We start from the raw sequence: 18402 nt of genomic DNA on the forward strand, positions 1-18402 counted from the left end.
GCCACGAAGGGGTCTCGCAGGCGCTGAACCGGCATACTCGGACAGCGATGACGACTACTTCTGCTGCCCCCGGCCGGCTCACGAACCCGGCTGCTGCCGAGACCCCGATGAGCGTGGCCGTGGTGACCCTCGGCTGCGCCCGCAACGAGGTCGACTCCGAGGAGCTCGCGGGCCGCCTCGAGGCCGGCGGCTTCGTGCTCGTCGACGAGCCGGAGGACGCCGACACCGTCCTGGTCAACACGTGTGGCTTCGTGGAGGCCGCCAAGAAGGACTCGGTCGACACGCTGCTCGCCGCGGCCGACCTCAAGGAGACCGGCAAGACGCAGGCGGTGGTGGCCGTCGGGTGCCTGGCCGAGCGCTACGGCAAGGACCTCGCGGAGTCGCTGCCCGAGGCCGACGCGATCCTCGGCTTCGACGACTACCCCGACATCGCCGCCAAGCTGCGCTCCATCGTGGCGGGCGAGGTCCACCACCCCCACACGCCGTCCGACCGCCGTCGCCTGCTGCCGATCTCGCCGGTCGACCGCGACGCCTCGGCGATCTCGATGCCCGGCCACGCCGACAACCTCCGGGCCGACACGGCCGAGATCGGCCAGGGTGCGCCGGCGACCGGCCCCCGGGTCGTACGCCGCAGGCTCGACGCCGGCCCGATGGCCCCGCTCAAGCTGGCCAGCGGCTGCGACCGCCGCTGCTCGTTCTGCGCGATCCCCAGCTTCCGCGGCTCGTTCGTGAGCCGTCGCCCGAGCGACGTCCTCCAGGAAGCCCAGTGGCTCGCGACCCAGGACATCAAGGAGCTCTTCCTCGTCAGCGAGAACTCCACGTCCTACGGCAAGGACCTCGGTGACCTGCGCCTGCTCGAGACGATGCTCCCCGAGCTCGCCGCGATCGAGGGCATCGCGCGCGTGCGCGTGTCCTACCTCCAGCCCGCCGAGACCCGCCCCGGCCTGATCGAGGCGATCGCCGACACCCCGGGCGTCGTGCCCTACTTCGACCTGTCCTTCCAGCACGCCAGCGCGACGGTGCTGCGCCGGATGCGCCGCTTCGGCGACCCGGAGAGCTTCCTCGACCTGCTCGCCCGCATCCGCAAGCTCAGCCCGCTGGCCGGTGTGCGGTCCAACGTCATCGTCGGGTTCCCCGGCGAGACCGAGGACGACCTGCAGACGTTGTGTGACTTCCTCGAGGCCGCACGCATGGACGTCACCGGCGTCTTCGGCTACTCCGACGAGGACGGCACCGAGGCCGCCACCTACGACGGCAAGCTGGACGACGACGAGGTGCGGGCCCGCACCGAGCACGTCACCGCCCTCGTCGAGGAGCTCAACGCGCAGCGCGCCGAGGAGCGGATCGGCGAGACCGTCAGCGTCCTGGTGGAGTCCGTTGGTTCTGATGGGGTCGAAGGCAGAGTTGAGGGTAGGGCCGAGCACCAGGGCCCCGAGGTCGACGGCACCACCACCCTCGACGGCTCGCAGGCCCGGGTCGGCGACCTCGTCACCGCGGAGGTGATCGCCACCGATGGTGTCGACCTCATCGCCGTACCCCTCGACAACGACGGAGACCACTCATGACCACCACCGAGAACCAGGTCTCCAACTTCAACATCGCCAACGTCCTGACGACGTTGCGCATCGTGCTGGTGCCGGTGCTGGCGTGGGCGCTGCTCCACGACGGCGGCGACTCCACCATGTGGCGCTGGATCGCCTTCGGGATCTTCGTCGTCGCGATGATCACCGACAAGATCGACGGCGATCTCGCCCGCAAGCACAACCTGATCACCGACTTCGGCAAGATCGCCGACCCGATCGCCGACAAGGCCATCACCGGCATGGCCTTCATCGGGCTCTCGATCGTCGGCGACATCTGGTGGTGGGTGACGATCGTCGTGCTGATCCGCGAGTGGAGCGTGACGCTGCTGCGCCTCTCGGTGCTCAAGCAGGTCGTCATCCCGGCCGCCATGAGCGGCAAGATCAAGACGACCTTCCAGGCGATCGCGCTGTCCGGGCTGATGCTCCCGCTGCCGCACGGTGACGCCCACGGCGGCGCCTTCGACGCGTGGGGCGGCTTCGGTGAGGCGCTGTTCTACCTCAGCCAGGTGTTTCTCGCCGGCGCCGTGATCATGACGCTGTGGTCGGGCTACGAGTTCTTCCGCGCGGTGTGGCAGCAGCGTCGTACGCCGACTGCCTGACGCCTCTCACAGGACCGTCTGACGAGTCGCCCGAGAACGGACAAGCCCCGCCCCAGGGCGGGTTAGGGTGTCGCAAATCACCTGTCCGATCGAAAGGTACCTCGTGTCAACATCACGTCTGGGCCGCCGCCTCGTCGCCGCTGCTACCGCAACCGGCGTCCTCGCTGCACCCCTTGCAGTTGTCGCCGTCACCGCAGCTCCGGCCAACGCCGCAGTCGTTGCGGTGCGCGTCCTCAACTTCAACGACTTCCACGGTCGCATCGACTCCAACACGACCAAGTGGGCCACCACCATCGAGCAGAACCGCGACGCCAACACGTTGCTGCTCTCGGCAGGTGACAACATCGGAGCCTCGCTGTTCGCCTCGGCCTACAACGACGACAAGCCCACCATCGACGTGCTGAACGCGCTCGAGGTCGGAGCCTCGGCCGTCGGCAACCACGAGTTCGACAAGGGCTTCGCCTGGTTCAAGTCACACGTCGTCGACGGAGGCGCGACCGCACCCGACGGCACGGCCTACCCGAAGGCCGCCTTCCCCCACCTCGGGGCCAACGTGGTCGACGCCAACGGCAACCCCGTGCTGCCCGCCTCGACCCAGCTGACGCTCAACGGCGCCAACGTCTGCGTCATCGGCGCGGTCACGCAGGAGACCCCGACCCTGGTCAGCCCCGGCGGCGTGGCCGGACTGACCTTCTCCGACCCGGTCGCCGCGGTCAACAAGGAGGTCGCCCGGCTGCAGTCGGCGGGCGTCGACTGTGACGCCACCATCGCGACCTACCACGAGGGCGCGCCCAAGCCCGACGCCGTCGCCACGCAGGCGCAGCAGGAGGCCGAGAGTGCTGTCTTCCGTCACATCACCCAGGACACCGTCCCCGCGGTCGACGTGATCTACAACGGGCACACGCACCAGAAGTACGCCTACAGCACCGGGCGCCCGGTCCTGCAGTCCGGCAACTACGGCGACTCCATCGGCAAGCTCGACATGACCATCGACACCGACGCCAACACGGTGAGCGTGCTCGGTGCGGCTGTCCTGAACCGCGTGACCACGGCCGACAACACCCTGCCGCGCGTCGCGGCCGTCAAGTCGATCGTCGATGCCGCGCTGGCCGCCTCCAACGTCATCGGCGACCGCAAGGTCGGCACGATCTCCGCCGACATCACCCGGGCCGACGAGGACCTCGTCGCCCCCGGTGTCCAGGAGGACCGCGGCAGCGAGTCCACGATCGGCAACCTGGTCGCCGACGCCCTGCGTGAGGTGAAGATCGCGGCCGCGGGCAAGACACCGGTCATCGGCATCACCAACCCCGGCGGACTGCGCGCCGACCTGCTCTTCAAGGGCGACCTCACCACCAGCCCCGAGAACCTCGACGGTGTGGTGACCTTCGAGGAGGCCAACTCGGTCCTGCCCTTCGTCAACAACATCAGCTATGTCGACGTCACCGGCGCGACCCTGAAGAAGATCCTCGAGCAGCAGTGGCAGCCGGCGTCCGCCAGCCGTACGTTCCTGCACCTCGGTGTCTCCAAGAACGTGCAGACGATCCTCGACCCGTCCCGCCCGGTCGGTGACCGCGTCGTGTCGCTGACGATCGACGGCGCGCAGGTGGACCCCAAGAAGACCTACACCGTCTCCACGTTCAGCTTCCTGGCCCAGGGCGGCGACAACTTCACCGCGTTCACCGAGGGCAAGTCGGCCGACACCGGCGCCATCGACCGTGACCTGTGGATCGACGGCTACTTCAAGGACGGCGCCACCAAGTCGCCGTCCGCGATCAAGCGCCAGATCTTCGCGACCGGCCTGAAGAGCACCTACCGGTCGGGGGAGAAGGCGACGATCGTCTTCGACAAGCTGAACATCAACTCGCTGGGCATCGCACCCAACACCAAGCTCGACCTGGTGAAGATCAACCGCGACAGCTCCACGGCGACCTTCGCCTCGGTCCCGGTCACCAACGGCCAGGCCCGGGCAGTCTTCACGGTTCGGGGTGGCAAGGCGCTCCGCCTCGTCGCGCAGGGCTCGAAGACGACCATCGAGCGCCCGGTCACGCAGGGCAAGCCGACGCTCGTCGCCAAGGTGTTCCCGAAGGCGAAGCTCATCAAGTCGAAGAAGACCAGGGCTCGGGTCAAGATCAAGCTCACGTCCGACGTCGCCATGCCCGTCAAGGGCCGCGTGGTCGTCCGCGTGGCCGCTCGCAAGTACACCGCCAAGGTCAAGAACGGCGTGGCGAAGCTCAAGCTGCGCACGTTCTCGCGACCCGGGAAGTACCGCATGGTCGTGCAGTTCAAGGCCAACGAGAGCTTCCAGGGCGTCCGCAAGACAACGACGCTGCGCATCAAGCGCTGATCGCCGCCTCCGGGGCGGGCCGGGTTCGCTCGGCCCGCCCCGGAGTGTTTCGTCCCGCGCGGTGCCCCGCACGTCGGTGCGGCGTTCACCTGCGGTTGCCCCGCACCTGCTCTGGTGCACCCGGACGCTCGGGGTCCACCACCACTCATCGCACCACCTGTCCCTCGGAGATCTCATGTCCCCTCGTCCTGTTCTGCGACAGGCACTCGGGTTGGTCGGCCTCGCGGTCGCTGCCACGAGCCTCGTCGCCACTCCCGTCACTGCCACCGCCAACCCCGGCGGCACCGCTCTGGTCATCTCTGAGGTGTACGGCGGTGGCGGGAACTCCGGCGCCACCTACACCCACGACTTCATCGAGCTCTACAACCCCACCTCCGCACCGATCTCGCTGACCGGCCACACGGTGGAGTACTTCTCCGCCTCGGGCGGATCCGGCGGCAGCACCCCTCTCACCGGCTCGGTCCCGGCCAACGGCCACTACCTGGTCCAGGAGGCGATGGGCGCCGGCGGCACCACCGCGCTGCCGGCTCCGGATGCGTCGGGGTCGCTGGCCATGAGCGGCTCGAACGGCTCCGTCGCGCTCAAGAACAACGGCACCACGCTCGACCTCGTCGGCTACGGCACCGCCACCCTGCGCGAGGGTGCGGCCGCGCCGGCGCTGAGCAACACGACCGCGGCGACCCGCAACGCTGAGCGGACGGACACCGACAACAACGCCGCTGACTTCACGGCCGCCGCCCCGGCACCGCAGAGCTCCGGAGGAGGAACCCCGCCGGTCGATCCGCCGGACCCTGTCCTCACGGACCTGACCATCGCCGAGATCCAGGGCACCGGAGCGTCCAGCCCGGTCGTCAACCAGCTCGTCTCCACCACCGGTGTCGTCACCGCTGCCTTCCCGACGGGTGGGTTCAACGGCTTCTACATCCAGACCGGCGGCGCCGACACGACGCCTGGCGCCTCCGACGGCCTCTTCGTCTACGAGCCCGGCTTCGACACCGGCATCACGGTCGGCGACTCGGTCGACGTCGAGGGCACGGTCAAGGAGTTCAACGGCCTCACCGAGATCGACGCGACGAAGATCGCCGAGATCGCGGCCCTGCCTTCGGTCGTGCCCAACCCTGAGCTCCCCGGCTCGGCGTGCGAGCTGCCGGGCACGGGTTGCCCGGGCACGGCCGCGTTGGACGCCCAGCGCGAGGAGCTCGAGGGCGAGGCCTTCGCACCGACGGCCCCGATGACGGTGACCGACGCCTACGACTTCGGCGTCTCCTCGAGCAGCTTCTTCGGCGAGATCGGCATCGCTGCGGGCTCGACGATCCCGCTGGTCACCCCGACCGAGGTCGTCGACGCGCAGGACACGGCGGGCATCGCGGCGCGTACGGCGTACAACGATGCTCACCGGGTCGTGCTCGACGACGGTTCCTCCGCGAACTACTGGAACACCAGCAACACCGCTTCCGCCCAGGACCAGCCGCTGCCGTGGCTGACGGCCGACCACACGGTCCGCGTCGGGGCGCAGGTGAGCTTCGAGCAGCCGGTCATCCTCGACTTCCGCTTCGGCTGGAAGCTGCAGCCGCAGCGTCAGGTCGTCGGTGTCCCGACCGGCCTGGTGACCTTCGAGCAGGACCGTCCGCAGGCGCCCGCACCGGTCGGCGGCGACGTCCAGCTGGCCACGTTCAACGTGCTGAACTACTTCACCACCCTCGGTGGTGACGTGCCCGGGTGCTCGCCGTTCGTCGACCGTGACGGCAACCCGATCGCCACCCGGGGCTGCTCGGGCCCGAACGGCCCGCGCGGTGCGTGGAACCAGGTCAACTTCGAGCGCCAGCAGGCGAAGATCGTGCGCGCCATCAACACCATGGACGCCGACATCGTCTCCCTGGAGGAGCTCGAGAACTCGCGCACCGTCGACGGTGGCGACCGCGACGAGGCCATCTCCGCGCTCGTGGCCGCGCTCAACGCCGACGCCGGCCGCGTCCGCTGGGCCTACGCCCCTTCGCCGGCCGTGCTCCCGGCCGCCGAGGACGTCATCCGCAACGGGTTCATCTACGACCCCTCCACGATCGAGACGGTCGGCGAGAGCACGATCCTCGACGTTCCCGCCTTCGACAACGCACGTGAGCCGGTCGCCCAGATGTTCAAGGGCAAGGGCGGGCCCACCGGTCAGAAGTTCGCGGTCATCGCCAACCACTTCAAGTCGAAGGGGTCAGGTGTCAACGACGGCACCGGGCAGGGCAACGCCAACCCGGACCGGATCGCGCAGGCCAGGGCGCTGGTGGCCTTCGCCGATTCCTTCGCCGCGGAGCGGGGGACCGAGCGGGTGTTCCTCACCGGTGACTTCAACGCCTACTCCGAGGAGGACCCGGTCCAGGAGATCGAGGCCGCGGGTTACGTGTCGCTGAAGTCGACCGACGACCCGGACGAGGAGAGCTACAGCTTCGCCGGCACCTCGGGATCGCTCGACCACGTCTTCGCCAACGCGGCGGCCCAGGAGATGGTCACCGGGGTCGACCTGTGGGAGATCAACGCCAACGAGTCGGTGTTCTACCAGTACAGCCGGTTCAACTACGTCGGCACGGACCTCTACCGCGCTGACGTCTTCGCCTCCTCCGACCACAACCCGGAGGTCGTCGGGATCAGGCTCCCCGCGGGCGGCATCGACCGTGACTGCCGGTCGCGGTGCACCCCGCAGAAGTGACGGCCTGACTGACCGGCACCGACCTCGAGGCGGCCCTCTCCCTGCGGATCACCGCAGGGCGAGGGCCGCTTGCACGAGCGTGAGGTGGCTGAAGGCCTGCGGGAAGTTGCCCGCCATCCGGTCGCCATCGACGTCGTACTCCTCGGAGAGCAGGCCCACGTCGTTGGCCAGCGCACAGAGCCGGTCCATCAGGGCGTGGGCGTCCTCGCGCCGCCCGGCCCGGGCGTAGGCGGAGACGAGCCAGAAGGAGCACGCCAGGAACGGGTGCTCGCCGCCGCTCAGCCCGTCGACCCCGGTCTGGGTTCGGTAGCGCCGCAGGAAGCCGTGGTGCATCAGGTCTTCCTCGATCGCCCGGATCGTGCCGAGCATCCGCTCGTCGTCCCCGGGCAGGAAGCCCACCAGGGAGATGTTGAGCAGGCTCGCGTCGAGCTCGCGGGTGTCGTAGTGCTGGGTGAAGGTGCCGCGCTCCGCGTCGTAGCCCTTCTCCAGGATCTCCTCGCAGACCTGGTCGCGCAGCGTGCGCCACCGCTCGACCGGACCGTCGAGCCCGTGCTGCTCGACTGCCTTGACGGCGCGGTCGAAGGCCACCCACACCATCACCCGGGAGTGCGTGAAGTGCCGCAGGTCGCCGCGGATCTCCCACAGGCCGTTGTCCGGCTGGTCCCAGTGCTCGGCGAGGTTCTCCACGAGCGAGCGTTGCAGCGCCCAGCTCTGCGTCGTCTCGGCGATGCCGGCGTTGCGCGCGTCCTCGAGGGCGATCATGACCTCACCGAGTACATCGGTCTGGCGCTGGTCGACGGCGGCGTTGCCGATGCGCACCGGCAGCGAGTCCTCGTAGCCGGCCAGGTGGGGGAGCCCTCGCTCGGGCAGCTGCCGACCGCCGTCGACGGTGTACATGATCTGGAGGTCCTCCGGATCGCCGGCGACCGCGCGCAGCAGCCAGTCGCGCCAGTCGCGGGCCTCATCGGTGTAGCCGGCCGCCAGCAGCGACTCGAGGGTGAGCGCCGCGTCGCGGAGCCAGCAGAAGCGGTAGTCCCAGTTGCGCTCGCCGCCGAAGTCCTCGGGGAGGCTCGTGGTCGGCGCCGCCACGATCCCGCCGGTCTCTGCGTGCGTCAGCAGGCGCAGGGTGAGCAGGCTGCGCCGTACGAGCTGGGCGTGGGGGATGTCCTCGACGCAGTGCAGGGCCCACTGCTCGTGCTCGGCGCGGGTGGCCTCGATGCGGTCGTCGAAGGGCAGCGGCTCGGGCAGGTCGCGCCAGGAGCGCACCCAGGTCGTGGAGAACGTCATCACCTCGCCGGCCGACACGTCGAACTCGTCGTCGTGACGACCGTCGTTGGCGTGCGGCAGGCGCGGACCGCGCAGCATGAGCTTGTCGGGACCGGCGGTGGCCACGATGACCTCCTGGCCGCCGACGTGCTGGCGCATCACCCAGGGCCGGACCCGGCCGTAGTCGAAGCGCACGACCCACTCGTGCCGCACGCGCACGGTGCCCTCGGTGCAGCGGATCGTGCGGACCAGGTCGGCGCGCCCGTCGCCTTCCGGCATCACGTCGCGCAGCACCAGCACCCCCGTGGGGGTCGTGAAGGTCGTCTCCAGGATTGCGCTGTTGCCGACGTAGGTGCGGCTCGTGGTCACGCCGTCGAGGTCAGCCGGGGCCAGCAGCCAGCGACCGTTGTCCGGGGAGCCCAGCAGCGCCGCGAAGCAGGCGGGGGAGTCGAAGCGCGGAAGGCACAGCCAGTCGATCGACCCGTCCTTGCCGATCAGGGCGGCCGTGCCGCGGTCGCCGACGAGCGCGTAGTCCTCGATGGGGAGAGCCATGCTGATCAACGTAGCTATCGTCTCCCACATGACTGCGGACGCCCCGGCCCTCGTTGCGTCGCTCTCGGCCCGCGGAGCCACCCTCGCGACCGCGGAGTCGCTGACGGGCGGCCAGCTCGCGGCGCTGCTCACTTCGGTGCCGGGAGCGTCGGTGTGCTTCGTCGGCGGTGTCGTGGCCTATGCGACGGCCGTCAAGGTCTCGGTGCTCGGCGTCAGTCCCGCGACCGTCGAGGAGTACGGCGCCGTGTCGGCCGAGTGCGCGACAGCCATGGCCGTCGGGGCCAGGCAGCGGCTCGGGGCGGACTACGCCCTCGCCACCACCGGGGTCGCGGGGCCCGGGCAGCAGGAGGGGCACCCACCCGGACACGTGTGGATCGCCTGCGCCGGACCGGCCAGCGTCGAGACGCGGCTGCTGACGCTGGAGGGTGACCGCGCGGCCGTCCAGGCCGCGAGCTGTCGCGGCGCGCTGTCGGTGCTCGATGGCATGCTCCGCAGGGAAGATTCGGTCCTCGGGTAGCGTTGGCCACCTAGGTCCCACCCCACCTCCGGAAGGACAAGCGCATGGTGCTCTTTCGTCGGCTTCTCGGCGACGTGCTCCGCAGCGAGCGGATGCAGCGCGGCATGACCTTGCGTGAAGTCTCCGCCGAGGCGCGGGTGAGCCTGGGCTACATCTCCGAGATCGAGCGCGGCCAGAAGGAAGCGTCCTCGGAGCTGCTCGCATCGTTGTGCATGGCCATGGACCTGCCGCTCTCCGACGTGCTGCGCGAGGTCTCCGACGCAGTGGCGATCGAGGAGCGTGCGCTCGGCCTGCACAGTGTCGACGCGACGCCGATCAGCACGGCCCGCCCCGCGCCCGGCGACGTCGTCGCCTCCGCCGCCTGACGGGTTCCCGCCCGCGGCTCCTCCGCTCCGCGTTTGCGCGCCGCCTCCGTGTGCTCGCTCGTGCAGTCCGACCGCACGCGGGAAGCGGTCAGCCGACTGCGGGCTGGCAGGTCGGGCACCAGTAGGCCGCACGTTCGCGTCCGGGCTCCCCGCGCATCGCGACCTGGACCGGGGTCCCACAGCGCCGGCACGGCGACCGGTCGCGCCGATAGACCCACATCCGCTCGCGGGGGCGCAGGTTGCCGGTCGTGGACTGGATCGCGCGTTCGGCGTTCTGCTCCAGCATCAGCTTCGCCCGCCTGACCAGCCTCGCGAGGTCGGGCACGTCGCCCACGCGGCTGCTCGGGTGGACGCCGCTGGTGAAGCAGAGCTCGGCTGCATACATGTTGCCGATCCCGGCGAGGTTGCGCTGGTCGAGCAGGGCCGCCATCAGCTCACGGTCGGGATCCGCACGCAGACGCCGCAGGGCCTCGTCCTCGTCCCAGTCGGGGCCGAGGAGGTCGGGGCCGAGGTGGCCGACGACCTGGTCCTCGTCCGTCGTCTCGATGAGCTCCACGATGCCGAGGCTGAACCCGACGGCGGTGACGTCGCCTGCCTCGAGCAGGACCCTGACCTGGCTGGCCGGTCGCTGCCAGCTCTCGCCGGGGCGGTAGACGCGCCACGCGCCCTCCATCTTCAGGTGGGTGTGCAGCGTGAAGCCGCTGTCGGTGCGGGTGAGGAGGTGCTTGCCGCGTGCGATCGTCGCGGTCACGCTCGCGCCGCTCAGGTCGGCGGTCGCGTGCTGCGGGACGCGGAAGTCGGTGCGGGTCAGCACCCGGCCCGACAGGGAGCGGTCGAGCAGGCGGGCGGCCCGCAGGACGGTGTCGCCCTCAGGCACGCATCCTCAGTCCCTTGGGGGTGGAGACGAACCCGGCGGCGTTCAGCGCCTGTCGCAGCGGGGTGTCACCGCCACCGAGCAGGGCCGCGCCGTCGGCCTTCTCCACCGTCAGCTTGCCGAGCGCGCGCCGTCGGGTCGCGTCGGCGAGGGCGGCGGCCGCGAGCGTGAGCCGGTCGATGTCGTCGCTCCACGTCAGCAGCGTGCGCCCGCCGCGCTCGACATAGAGGGTCAGGGCACCGTTGACGAGGACCACCAGGGCGCCCGCCTTCCGGCCGGGCCGGTGCCCGTTGTCGCCGGTGTTGGCCGGCCACGGGAGAGCGGCGCCGTAGGGGTTGGCGGGGTCGGTCGCGGCGAGGGCGACGGTGACGGGCTTGGACTCGTCGGGCTCGGAGAAGGTGCGCAACCGGTCGATCGCGCCGGCCGCACCGAACTGGGCGGCGCCGAGACCCTCGATGAAGTAGCCCCGGCGACACCTGCCCGTGTCCTCGAAAGCGGAGAGCACCTTGTAGACACCCGCGAAGCCGCCGACGATCCGTTCCTGCATGACCGCGCCACGGGTCACCACGCCGTGCCGCTCGAGGAGGTGCTCGGCAGTGGCGTGCGCACGGCGGGTGGCATCAGGGTCGCGCGCGGGCAGCACGCTCCACCGTCCGGCCGTCTCCGGGGGGCCCGTGCGGGAGGGCATGCGCCCCGAGCCGAGCGAGACGCGCGGGGGAGCGCGCCGGGTGCGGTGGCTGGCGGTGCCCGAGCGCACCAGCGCCCGCAGCGGGGTCAGCGTGTCGTTGGTGACCATGCCCTCCCACACCAGGCCCCACAGCGCGGTCGACAGGGCGGTGTCGTTGGTGGAGCCGAGCCGGTCGCTGAGCTGGCGGAAGAACCAGGCGCCACCCGGCGCGAGCGCCTCGAGCACGGACTGCTGGAGCTCGTCGAGCTCGCCCCACTGGGGATCGGGGAGGGTGAGGTGGGCCTGGTCGGCGAGGTGCAGGCTCACCCAGCCGTCGCTGCCGGGCAGCGGTGCGTGGCCCGCCCAGATGACCTCGCCGCTGCTGGTGAGCTCGTCGAGGAGGCTCGACTCGTAGCCGTTGACCCGGCTCGCCAGGACCAGCGGCTCGAGCGCGCTCGCCGGCACCGGGCAGCCCGCGAGCTGGTCGATGGCCGCGACCACGCCGTCGACGCCGCGGAGCTTGCCGCCGACCCGCTGCCAGGCGGGCAGGAACCGGGCCAGGGTCTCGGGGGTGACCGGCTCGACCTCCTTGCGGAGCCTGGCCAGCGACCGGCGGCGCAGCTTGCGCAGCACCTCGGCGTCGCACCACTCCGAGCCGCTGCCGGCCGGTCGGAACTCACCCTCGAGCAGGCGCCCACGGGCAGCCAGCCGTTGCAGCGCCTGGCGCGCGACGGCCTCGCCGAGCCCGAGCCGGCCTGCGACGTCGGCGGTCGTGAAGGGGCCGTGGGTGCGGGCGTAGCGCGAGACGAGGTCGCCGATGGGGTCCTCGGTCGGCTCGGTGAAGGCCTCGGGCGTGCCCACGGGCACCGGGACGCCGAGACCGTCGCGCAGTCGCGCGATGTCCTCGATCGTGGTCCAGCGCTCCTCGCTCGCGATGCGTACGGCGACGACCCGGCGGGCCTCGGCCAGGCCGGTGAGCCACGCCTGCACCTCGGGGGCGCCCTCGTCGGTGACCCGCGCCTCGACCTCGTCGATCGTCAGCGGCCCGAGCAGGCGCAGCAGGTCGGCGACGGCCTCGGCGGTGCGCGCGCGCCGGTCGGGGGCCAGCCACTGCAGCTCGGCCTCGACCTCGGCGAGCACCTCGGGGTCGAGCAGCTCGCGCAGCTCCGCGCGTCCGAGCAGCTCGGCCAGCAGCCCCTGGTCGAGGCTGAGCGCAGCCGCTCGCCGCTCGGCGATCGGGGAGTCGCCCTCGTAGACGAACTGGGCGACGTACCCGAACAGCAGGCTGCGGGCATAGGGGCTCGGCGTCTGGGTGGCGACGTCGACGACGGTGACCTCGCGGCGCTGGATCCGGCCGAGCAGGGCGGTGAGGGCCGGCAGGTCGTAGACGTCCTGCAGGCACTCGCGGATCGCCTCGAGCACAATCGGGAAGCTGGGGTACTTCGAGGCGACCTCGAGCAGCTGGGCGCTGCGCTGGCGCTGCTGCCACAGCGGGCTGCGACGGCCGGGGTCACGACGGGGGAGCAGCAGGGCGCGCGCGGCGCACTCGCGGAAGCGGCTGGCGAACAGCGCCGAGCCGCCGACCTCCTGGGTGACGAGCTGCTCGATCTCCTCGGGCTCGAAGACGATCAGGTCGCCGAGCGGCGGCTCCTGGTCGGTGTCGGGGATGCGGATGACGATGCCGTCGTCGGAGGCCATCGCCTGGCCGTCGATGTCGTAGCGCTCGCGCAGGCGCGCGTTGATCGCCAGCGCCCACGGAGCATGCAGGGGCGTGCCGTAGGGGGAGTGGACGACGAGTCGCCAGTCGCCGAGCTCGTCGCGGAAGCGCTCCACCACGATCTGGGTGTCGCTCGGCACGACGTTGGTCGCCTCGCGCTGCTCATTGGCGTAGGTGACGAGGTTGGCCGCGGCGTAGGCGTCGAGCCCGGCCGCGCCGACGGTGGCGCGGGCGGCGTCCTGGCTCTGCGTGAGCAGGCCACGGGTGAAGGCGCCGATGGCGGCGCCCAGCTCGGCGGGCCGGCCGAGGGTGTCCCCCTTCCAGAACGGCAGCCGGCCGGGGATGCCGGGCGCGGGCGTGACGAGCACCCGGTCGTGGGTGATGTCCTCGATCCGCCAGCTGGTCGCGCCCAGGGCGAAGACGTCGCCGACGCGGGACTCGTAGACCATCTCCTCGTCCAGCTCACCGACCCGGCTGGCCTTCTCGCCGACGAGGAAGACCCCGAACAGCCCGCGGTCGGGGATCGTGCCGCCACTGGTGACGGCGAGCCGCTGGGCGCCGGGTCGCCCGGAGATCGTGCCGTTGACGCGGTCCCACACGATGCGTGGTCGCAGCTCGGCGAACTCCTCGCTCGGGTAGCGCCCGCTCAGGAGGTCGAGGGTGGCGTCGAAGGCACTGCGCGGGAGGTTGGAGTACGACGCAGCGCGCCGCGTGAGGTCGAAGAACTCGTCGACCGACCAGTCCTCCATGGCGGTCGCCGCCACGACCTGCTGCGCCAGCACGTCGAGCGGGTTGGTCGGCACCCGGAGCTTCTCGATGGTGCCCGTGAGCATGCGCTGCACCGAGACAGCCGTCTGCGCGAGGTCGCCCCGGTGCTTCGGGAACAGGACGCCGCGGCTGACCTCGCCGACCTGGTGCCCGGCCCGGCCGACCCGCTGCAACGCACTGGCCACGCTCGGCGGCGACTCGATCTGGATGACGAGGTCGACCGCACCCATGTCGATGCCGAGCTCGAGGCTGCTCGTGGCGACCACGGCCGGCAGCCGTCCGCGCTTGAGATCGTCCTCGATGATGCCGCGCTGCTCCTTGGACACCGAGCCGTGATGGGCCTTGGCGATGATCGTCTCGGCGCCCGAGCTCGCCCCGGACTGGGCCATGATCTGGGCGGGTTGGTCCGCGGGGTCTCGTGACGGGCGCTGGGCGCCCTCCTCGACCGCCGCCGAGGCACGGTCCGTGGCGATCTCGTTGAGCCTCGCGGTGAGGCGTTCGGCCAGCCGCCGCGAGTTGGCGAAGACGATGGTCGAGCGGTGCTGCTCGATCAGGTCGACGACGTGCTCCTCGACGTGTGGCCAGATGCTGGTGGCGCGACCGGGATCGCCCGACTCCTCGTCGTACTCACCGGGCATCGTCATGTCCTCGACCGGGACGACGACCGTGAGGTCCCACTCCTTGGTCGAGGGCGGCGCGACGATCTCGACCGGGGCGGTGCCGCCGAGGAAGCGGGCGACCTCCTCGAGCGGGCGCACGGTGGCGCTGAGCCCGATGCGCTGGGCCGGCCGGTCGAGCAGGGCGTCGAGCCGCTCGAGGGTGAGCGCGAGGTGGGCGCCGCGCTTGGTGCCGGCGACGGCGTGGACCTCGTCGATGATCACCGTCTCGATGCCACGCAGCGTCTCGCGCGCCTGGCTGGTCAGGATCAGGAACAGCGACTCGGGGGTCGTGATCAAGATGTCGGGCGGGCGGGTCGAGAGCCGGCGCCGGTCAGCCGGGCTCGTGTCACCGGACCGGAGGCCCACCGTCACCTCGGGCAGCGGTGTCTGGAGCCGGTCGGCCGTATGCCGGATGCCGGTCAGCGGCGCGCGGAGGTTGCGTTCGACGTCGACGGCCAGAGCCTTGAGCGGGCTGATGTAGAGCACCCGGGTGCGCTTGGTCTTCTCCTCGGGCGGACCCGCGGTGAGGAGCTTGTCGATCGCGAAGAGGAACGCGCTGAGCGTCTTGCCACTGCCGGTGGGTGCGACGACCAGTGCGTGCTTGCCGTGGGCGATCGCGTCCCAGGCGCCTGCCTGGGCCGGCGTCGGCGCCGCGAAGGCAGCCTCGAACCACGTTCGCGTCGGGGCGCTGAAGTGGTCGAGGGCGGACATGGGCCCAAGTCTGGCCTACGGCACCGACAATGACGGGGAAGTGGGCTCAGCGACGGGCGTGCGCGGCCTGCTGGACCGCCAGCCCGGTGCACACGACGGCCAGCCCGGCCAGCAGCGCGGCGGTCGGCACCTGCTCCGACAGGGCGGCGAGCAGCAGGGGGAAGCCGAAGCCGATGTAGGCGACGGCATACAGCGCGGACGACACAGAGCCGAGCCGACCGTCGGACGCCACCGCGGGCAGGCGCGCGAGGCTGGCTGCCAGTGCCAGTCCGCCGCCTGCACCGAGCACGACGGAGGCGGGGACCGCCAGCAGGAGCAGCGACGGGACCGATGCCGCGAGCGCGGATCCGCCGAACCCGATGACACCGCAGAGGGCGGCGATCGGCGCCGTACGCTCTCCCAACCGTCCTTGCAGCGGAGCCGCGAGGGCGCCCGCGCCCAGGGTGAGGCCGGCGAGCAGGCCGGTCAGCGCGACCGGGGCGACCGGGAAGCCGATCAGCACCGGCAGCCCGCCGACCGCGCTCGCCGGGAATGCGTAGACGCAGATGGCGAGCGGTGCGATGACCAGCAGGAAGGTGCGCAGCTCGCCGTCGCGGAACGCGCCCGGCCGGACGGTGTGCTGCTCCGCGTGCGTGCGGCTGAGGGTCTCCTCGACCGTCCACGCCAGGAACACGGCCAGCGCCAGCGCGGCGACGTGCAGCAGGTAGGGGAGCACCAGCGGCCACGGGCCCCACTCGCCGATGACCCCGGCAACCGCCGGTCCGATCGCGAAGCCGCCGGTCATCGTGACGGCGGCGACCCGCGGCCCGGCCGTGCTGCCCCGCCGCGCCGCCGACTCCACGAGCCAGGCGCTGCCGACGCTGAACACGGTGCCCGAGACGGCGCCCTGCAGGAAGCGCGCGAGGTAGAGCAGGCCCTCGCTGTCCTGCGCCAGGATGAAGAACAGCGACGCGAGGCCGGAGCCGAGCGCGGCCGGCAGCACCACCCGCCGGCGCCCCCAGCGGTCCGCCGCCTGGCCGGCGACGGCCAGCGCGATCATCAGCCCCAGCGCATAGACGCCGAAGATCGCCGTCAGCGACTGGTCGGTCATGTCCAGCTCGTCGCGGTAGACCAGCAGCAGCGGTGTCGGGACGTTGGTCCCGGCGGCCGCGGCGAGCATCAGCACCCCGAGGCGGCGGTCGGGGGTCGCGGTCACGCGACGCACACTTCCACAGATCTCGATTGACGTTGTCCCTACGCTGAGCCCCGTGCGACGACGAACCCCTGCGGGTCCTTCTCCTCGGGTCCGGGCCCGCGCTCCAGCCGGACAACGACGCCGAACCCGCCGTCCTCGAGCGCGTCGGCCATCTGCGTCAGCGACCGGTGGAACCGGGTGAGCGTCACGTCGTGGCCGAGCGCGCGGTAGCCGTTCGCCACGTCGCGGGACCCGCTCCCGACCTGGAAGGCGATCAGCACGTGACCTCCCGGGCGGACGACGCGCGCGGCCTCGGCGACGATCCGGGGCAGGAGCTCGTCGGGGGAGTGGATCACCGAGTACCAGTACATCGCGGCGTCGAAGCACCCATCGGCGTACGGCAGGCCCACGATCGAACCGACGCTGAACGAGAGGTTCGGGTGGTCTCGCCGCGCCATCGCGACCATGCCGGGGGAGAGGTCGAGCCCGACGGTCCGGCAACCCCGGTCGGCGAGGTAGCGGCTCATCCGGCCGGTCCCGCAACCGGCGTCGAGCACGGTGGGCTGCGGGCCCAAGCGAGTGACGAAGTGGTCGATCACGGCCAGCTCGAGCGCGTCCTCGGGCTCGGTGGCCGGGAAGCGCGCGGCGTAGTCGGCAGCGACCGTGTCGTACGTCGCCCGCACCTGCGCGAAGTCGTCGCTCACGACAGCTTCTTCTGCAACCAGGTCACATCGATCCAGCGGTCGTGCTTGTGGCCGACCTCGCGCATCGTGCCGACCTCCTCGAACCCGCAGGCGGTGTGCAGCGCGAGGCTGGCGGGGTTGGGCAGCGCCACCGCGGCCAGCACGAGGTGCATGCCCCTGCTCTCGAGGTCGGCCAGCAGGTCGACGTACAACCGGCGCCCCACGCCCTGGCCCTGTCCTGTCGGCGTGACGTAGATCGAGGCCTCGCGGGTGAACCTGTAGCCGAGCTTGGGGCGGTAGGGGAAGGCGCTGGCGTAGCCGTGGACGCCCGCGTCGTCGGCCGCGACGAGGAGCGGCTCGCCGTCGGCGAGGTGGGTCGCCCACGCGCTGACCGGTCGGTGCTCGGTGTCGAAGGTCGCCACGCCCTGGTCCACCTCGTGGTTGTAGATGGCGGTGATCGCGGTCAGGTCGTCGGCTTCGGCGGGGCGGATCAGCATGGCGCCATCGTGCCGCACCGTGGCAGGAACCCGTTCGCGGATCGCCTTGCCCGACTGCGAGGATGGCGCCATGCCTGAGCCCATCGCGCCCGACACCAAGGACTGGACCTGGGTCCTCGAGCAGCAGTGCGACGAGTGCGGGTTCGACCCCGCGGCGCAGACGCTGGCAGCGGTGCCGGGCCTGCTCCACGACACGGCGATGGCGTTCTCCGCGGTGCTGCGGCGCGCCGATGTCCGCGAGCGCCCGCAGCCGGACGTCTGGTCGCCGCTCGAGTACGCCTGCCACGTCCGCGACGTCCACCGGATCTTCGGCGAGCGCGTCACGCTGATGCTGACCCAGGACGCGCCGACCTTCGCCAACTGGGACCAGGACGAGACCGCGATCGCATCGAGGTACGACGAGCAGGACCCGGCCGAGGTCGACGTCGACCTGATCGAGGCCGCCGGTCACGTCGCCGGCCTCTACTCCACCGTGACCCCCGAGACCATCGGTCGGACCGGGGTGCGCTCCAACGGCAGCGCGTTCACGATCGAGACGCTCGGGCTCTACCACTTGCACGACGTGGTCCACCACGTCCACGACGTGCGCGCATGAGTCACACCGACGACACGGTCGCCGCCTACCACCTCGACGCGGCGGCCTATGCCGGCAACGGCGCCACGATGCCCGACTCGGTCCGCCGCGACATCGGGGCCTTCGCCCAACAGCTCGGCGCAGGCGCGCGCGTGCT

At 71.3% G+C, this 18402-nt stretch carries 13 protein-coding genes; 7 read left to right on the plus strand and 6 right to left on the minus strand.

Annotated elements, in window-relative coordinates:
• Positions 1 to 47 precede the first annotated feature (47 nt).
• The 4 genes from rimO to CF8_RS11720 all read left to right on the plus strand — a co-directional run bounded on the left by rimO (position 48) and on the right by CF8_RS11720 (position 7221).
• The gene (gene rimO / locus CF8_RS11705) at positions 48 to 1565 is read left to right on the plus strand and encodes a 30S ribosomal protein S12 methylthiotransferase RimO (protein WP_010833330.1); all 1518 of its coding nucleotides are present in this window, start codon (positions 48 to 50) and stop codon (positions 1563 to 1565) included.
• The gene (gene pgsA / locus CF8_RS11710; protein WP_010833331.1) at positions 1562 to 2182 is read left to right on the plus strand and encodes a CDP-diacylglycerol--glycerol-3-phosphate 3-phosphatidyltransferase; all 621 of its coding nucleotides are present in this window, start codon (positions 1562 to 1564) and stop codon (positions 2180 to 2182) included. Before rimO ends, pgsA begins: the two co-directional genes overlap by 4 nt.
• Positions 2183 to 2285: 103 nt before the next feature.
• A complete protein-coding gene (locus tag CF8_RS11715; protein WP_198016829.1) occupies positions 2286 to 4526 on the plus strand; it encodes a bifunctional metallophosphatase/5'-nucleotidase in 2241 nt (746 codons plus the stop codon).
• Between the two features lie 175 nt (positions 4527 to 4701).
• Positions 4702 to 7221 (plus strand): ExeM/NucH family extracellular endonuclease, encoded by a 2520-nt coding sequence (locus CF8_RS11720; RefSeq protein WP_010833333.1) that lies wholly within the window; start codon positions 4702 to 4704, stop codon positions 7219 to 7221.
• A gap of 48 nt (positions 7222 to 7269) precedes the next feature.
• Here CF8_RS11720 and CF8_RS11725 read toward each other — a convergent pair whose 3' ends face one another.
• Positions 7270 to 9039 (minus strand): glycoside hydrolase family 15 protein, encoded by a 1770-nt coding sequence (locus tag CF8_RS11725; protein ID WP_010833334.1) that lies wholly within the window; start codon positions 9037 to 9039, stop codon positions 7270 to 7272.
• Positions 9040 to 9067: 28 nt separating this feature from the next.
• On the opposite strand from CF8_RS11725, the gene CF8_RS11730 reads away from it, so the two are divergent.
• Positions 9068 to 9556 (plus strand): CinA family protein, encoded by a 489-nt coding sequence (locus CF8_RS11730; protein WP_036492976.1) that lies wholly within the window; start codon positions 9068 to 9070, stop codon positions 9554 to 9556.
• Positions 9557 to 9600: 44 nt separating this feature from the next.
• Positions 9601 to 9921 (plus strand): helix-turn-helix domain-containing protein, encoded by a 321-nt coding sequence (locus CF8_RS11735; protein WP_010833336.1) that lies wholly within the window; start codon positions 9601 to 9603, stop codon positions 9919 to 9921.
• A gap of 88 nt (positions 9922 to 10009) precedes the next feature.
• Here the strand turns inward: CF8_RS11735 and CF8_RS11740 are convergent, their stop codons facing one another.
• From CF8_RS11740 to CF8_RS11760, 5 genes are read right to left on the minus strand one after another with little or no spacing between them, the layout of a single operon-like run.
• Positions 10010 to 10798, minus strand: a complete 789-nt coding sequence (locus CF8_RS11740) for a DNA-formamidopyrimidine glycosylase family protein (RefSeq protein WP_010833337.1) — start codon at positions 10796 to 10798, stop codon at positions 10010 to 10012.
• Positions 10791 to 15317: an ATP-dependent helicase gene (locus CF8_RS11745; RefSeq protein WP_010833338.1), complete on the minus strand. Its 4527-nt coding sequence runs from the start codon at positions 15315 to 15317 to the stop codon at positions 10791 to 10793. The genes CF8_RS11740 and CF8_RS11745 overlap by 8 nt, the downstream gene beginning before the upstream one ends.
• Positions 15318 to 15363: 46 nt before the next feature.
• On the minus strand, positions 15364 to 16512 hold the full coding sequence (locus tag CF8_RS11750) for an MFS transporter (RefSeq protein WP_010833339.1): 1149 nt from the start codon (positions 16510 to 16512) through the stop codon (positions 15364 to 15366).
• Between the two features lie 38 nt (positions 16513 to 16550).
• The gene (locus CF8_RS11755) at positions 16551 to 17195 is read right to left on the minus strand and encodes a class I SAM-dependent methyltransferase (protein ID WP_010833340.1); all 645 of its coding nucleotides are present in this window, start codon (positions 17193 to 17195) and stop codon (positions 16551 to 16553) included.
• Positions 17192 to 17671 (minus strand): GNAT family N-acetyltransferase, encoded by a 480-nt coding sequence (locus CF8_RS11760; protein ID WP_036490833.1) that lies wholly within the window; start codon positions 17669 to 17671, stop codon positions 17192 to 17194. The genes CF8_RS11755 and CF8_RS11760 overlap by 4 nt, the downstream gene beginning before the upstream one ends.
• Before the next feature lie 70 nt (positions 17672 to 17741).
• On the opposite strand from CF8_RS11760, the gene CF8_RS11765 reads away from it, so the two are divergent.
• Positions 17742 to 18266, plus strand: a complete 525-nt coding sequence (locus CF8_RS11765) for a DinB family protein (RefSeq protein WP_010833342.1) — start codon at positions 17742 to 17744, stop codon at positions 18264 to 18266.
• Positions 18267 to 18402: the final 136 nt, after the last annotated feature.

Source organism: Nocardioides sp. CF8, from assembly GCF_000389985.1.
In the GTDB taxonomy this organism is placed as follows: Bacteria; Actinomycetota; Actinomycetes; order Propionibacteriales; family Nocardioidaceae; genus Nocardioides; species Nocardioides allogilvus.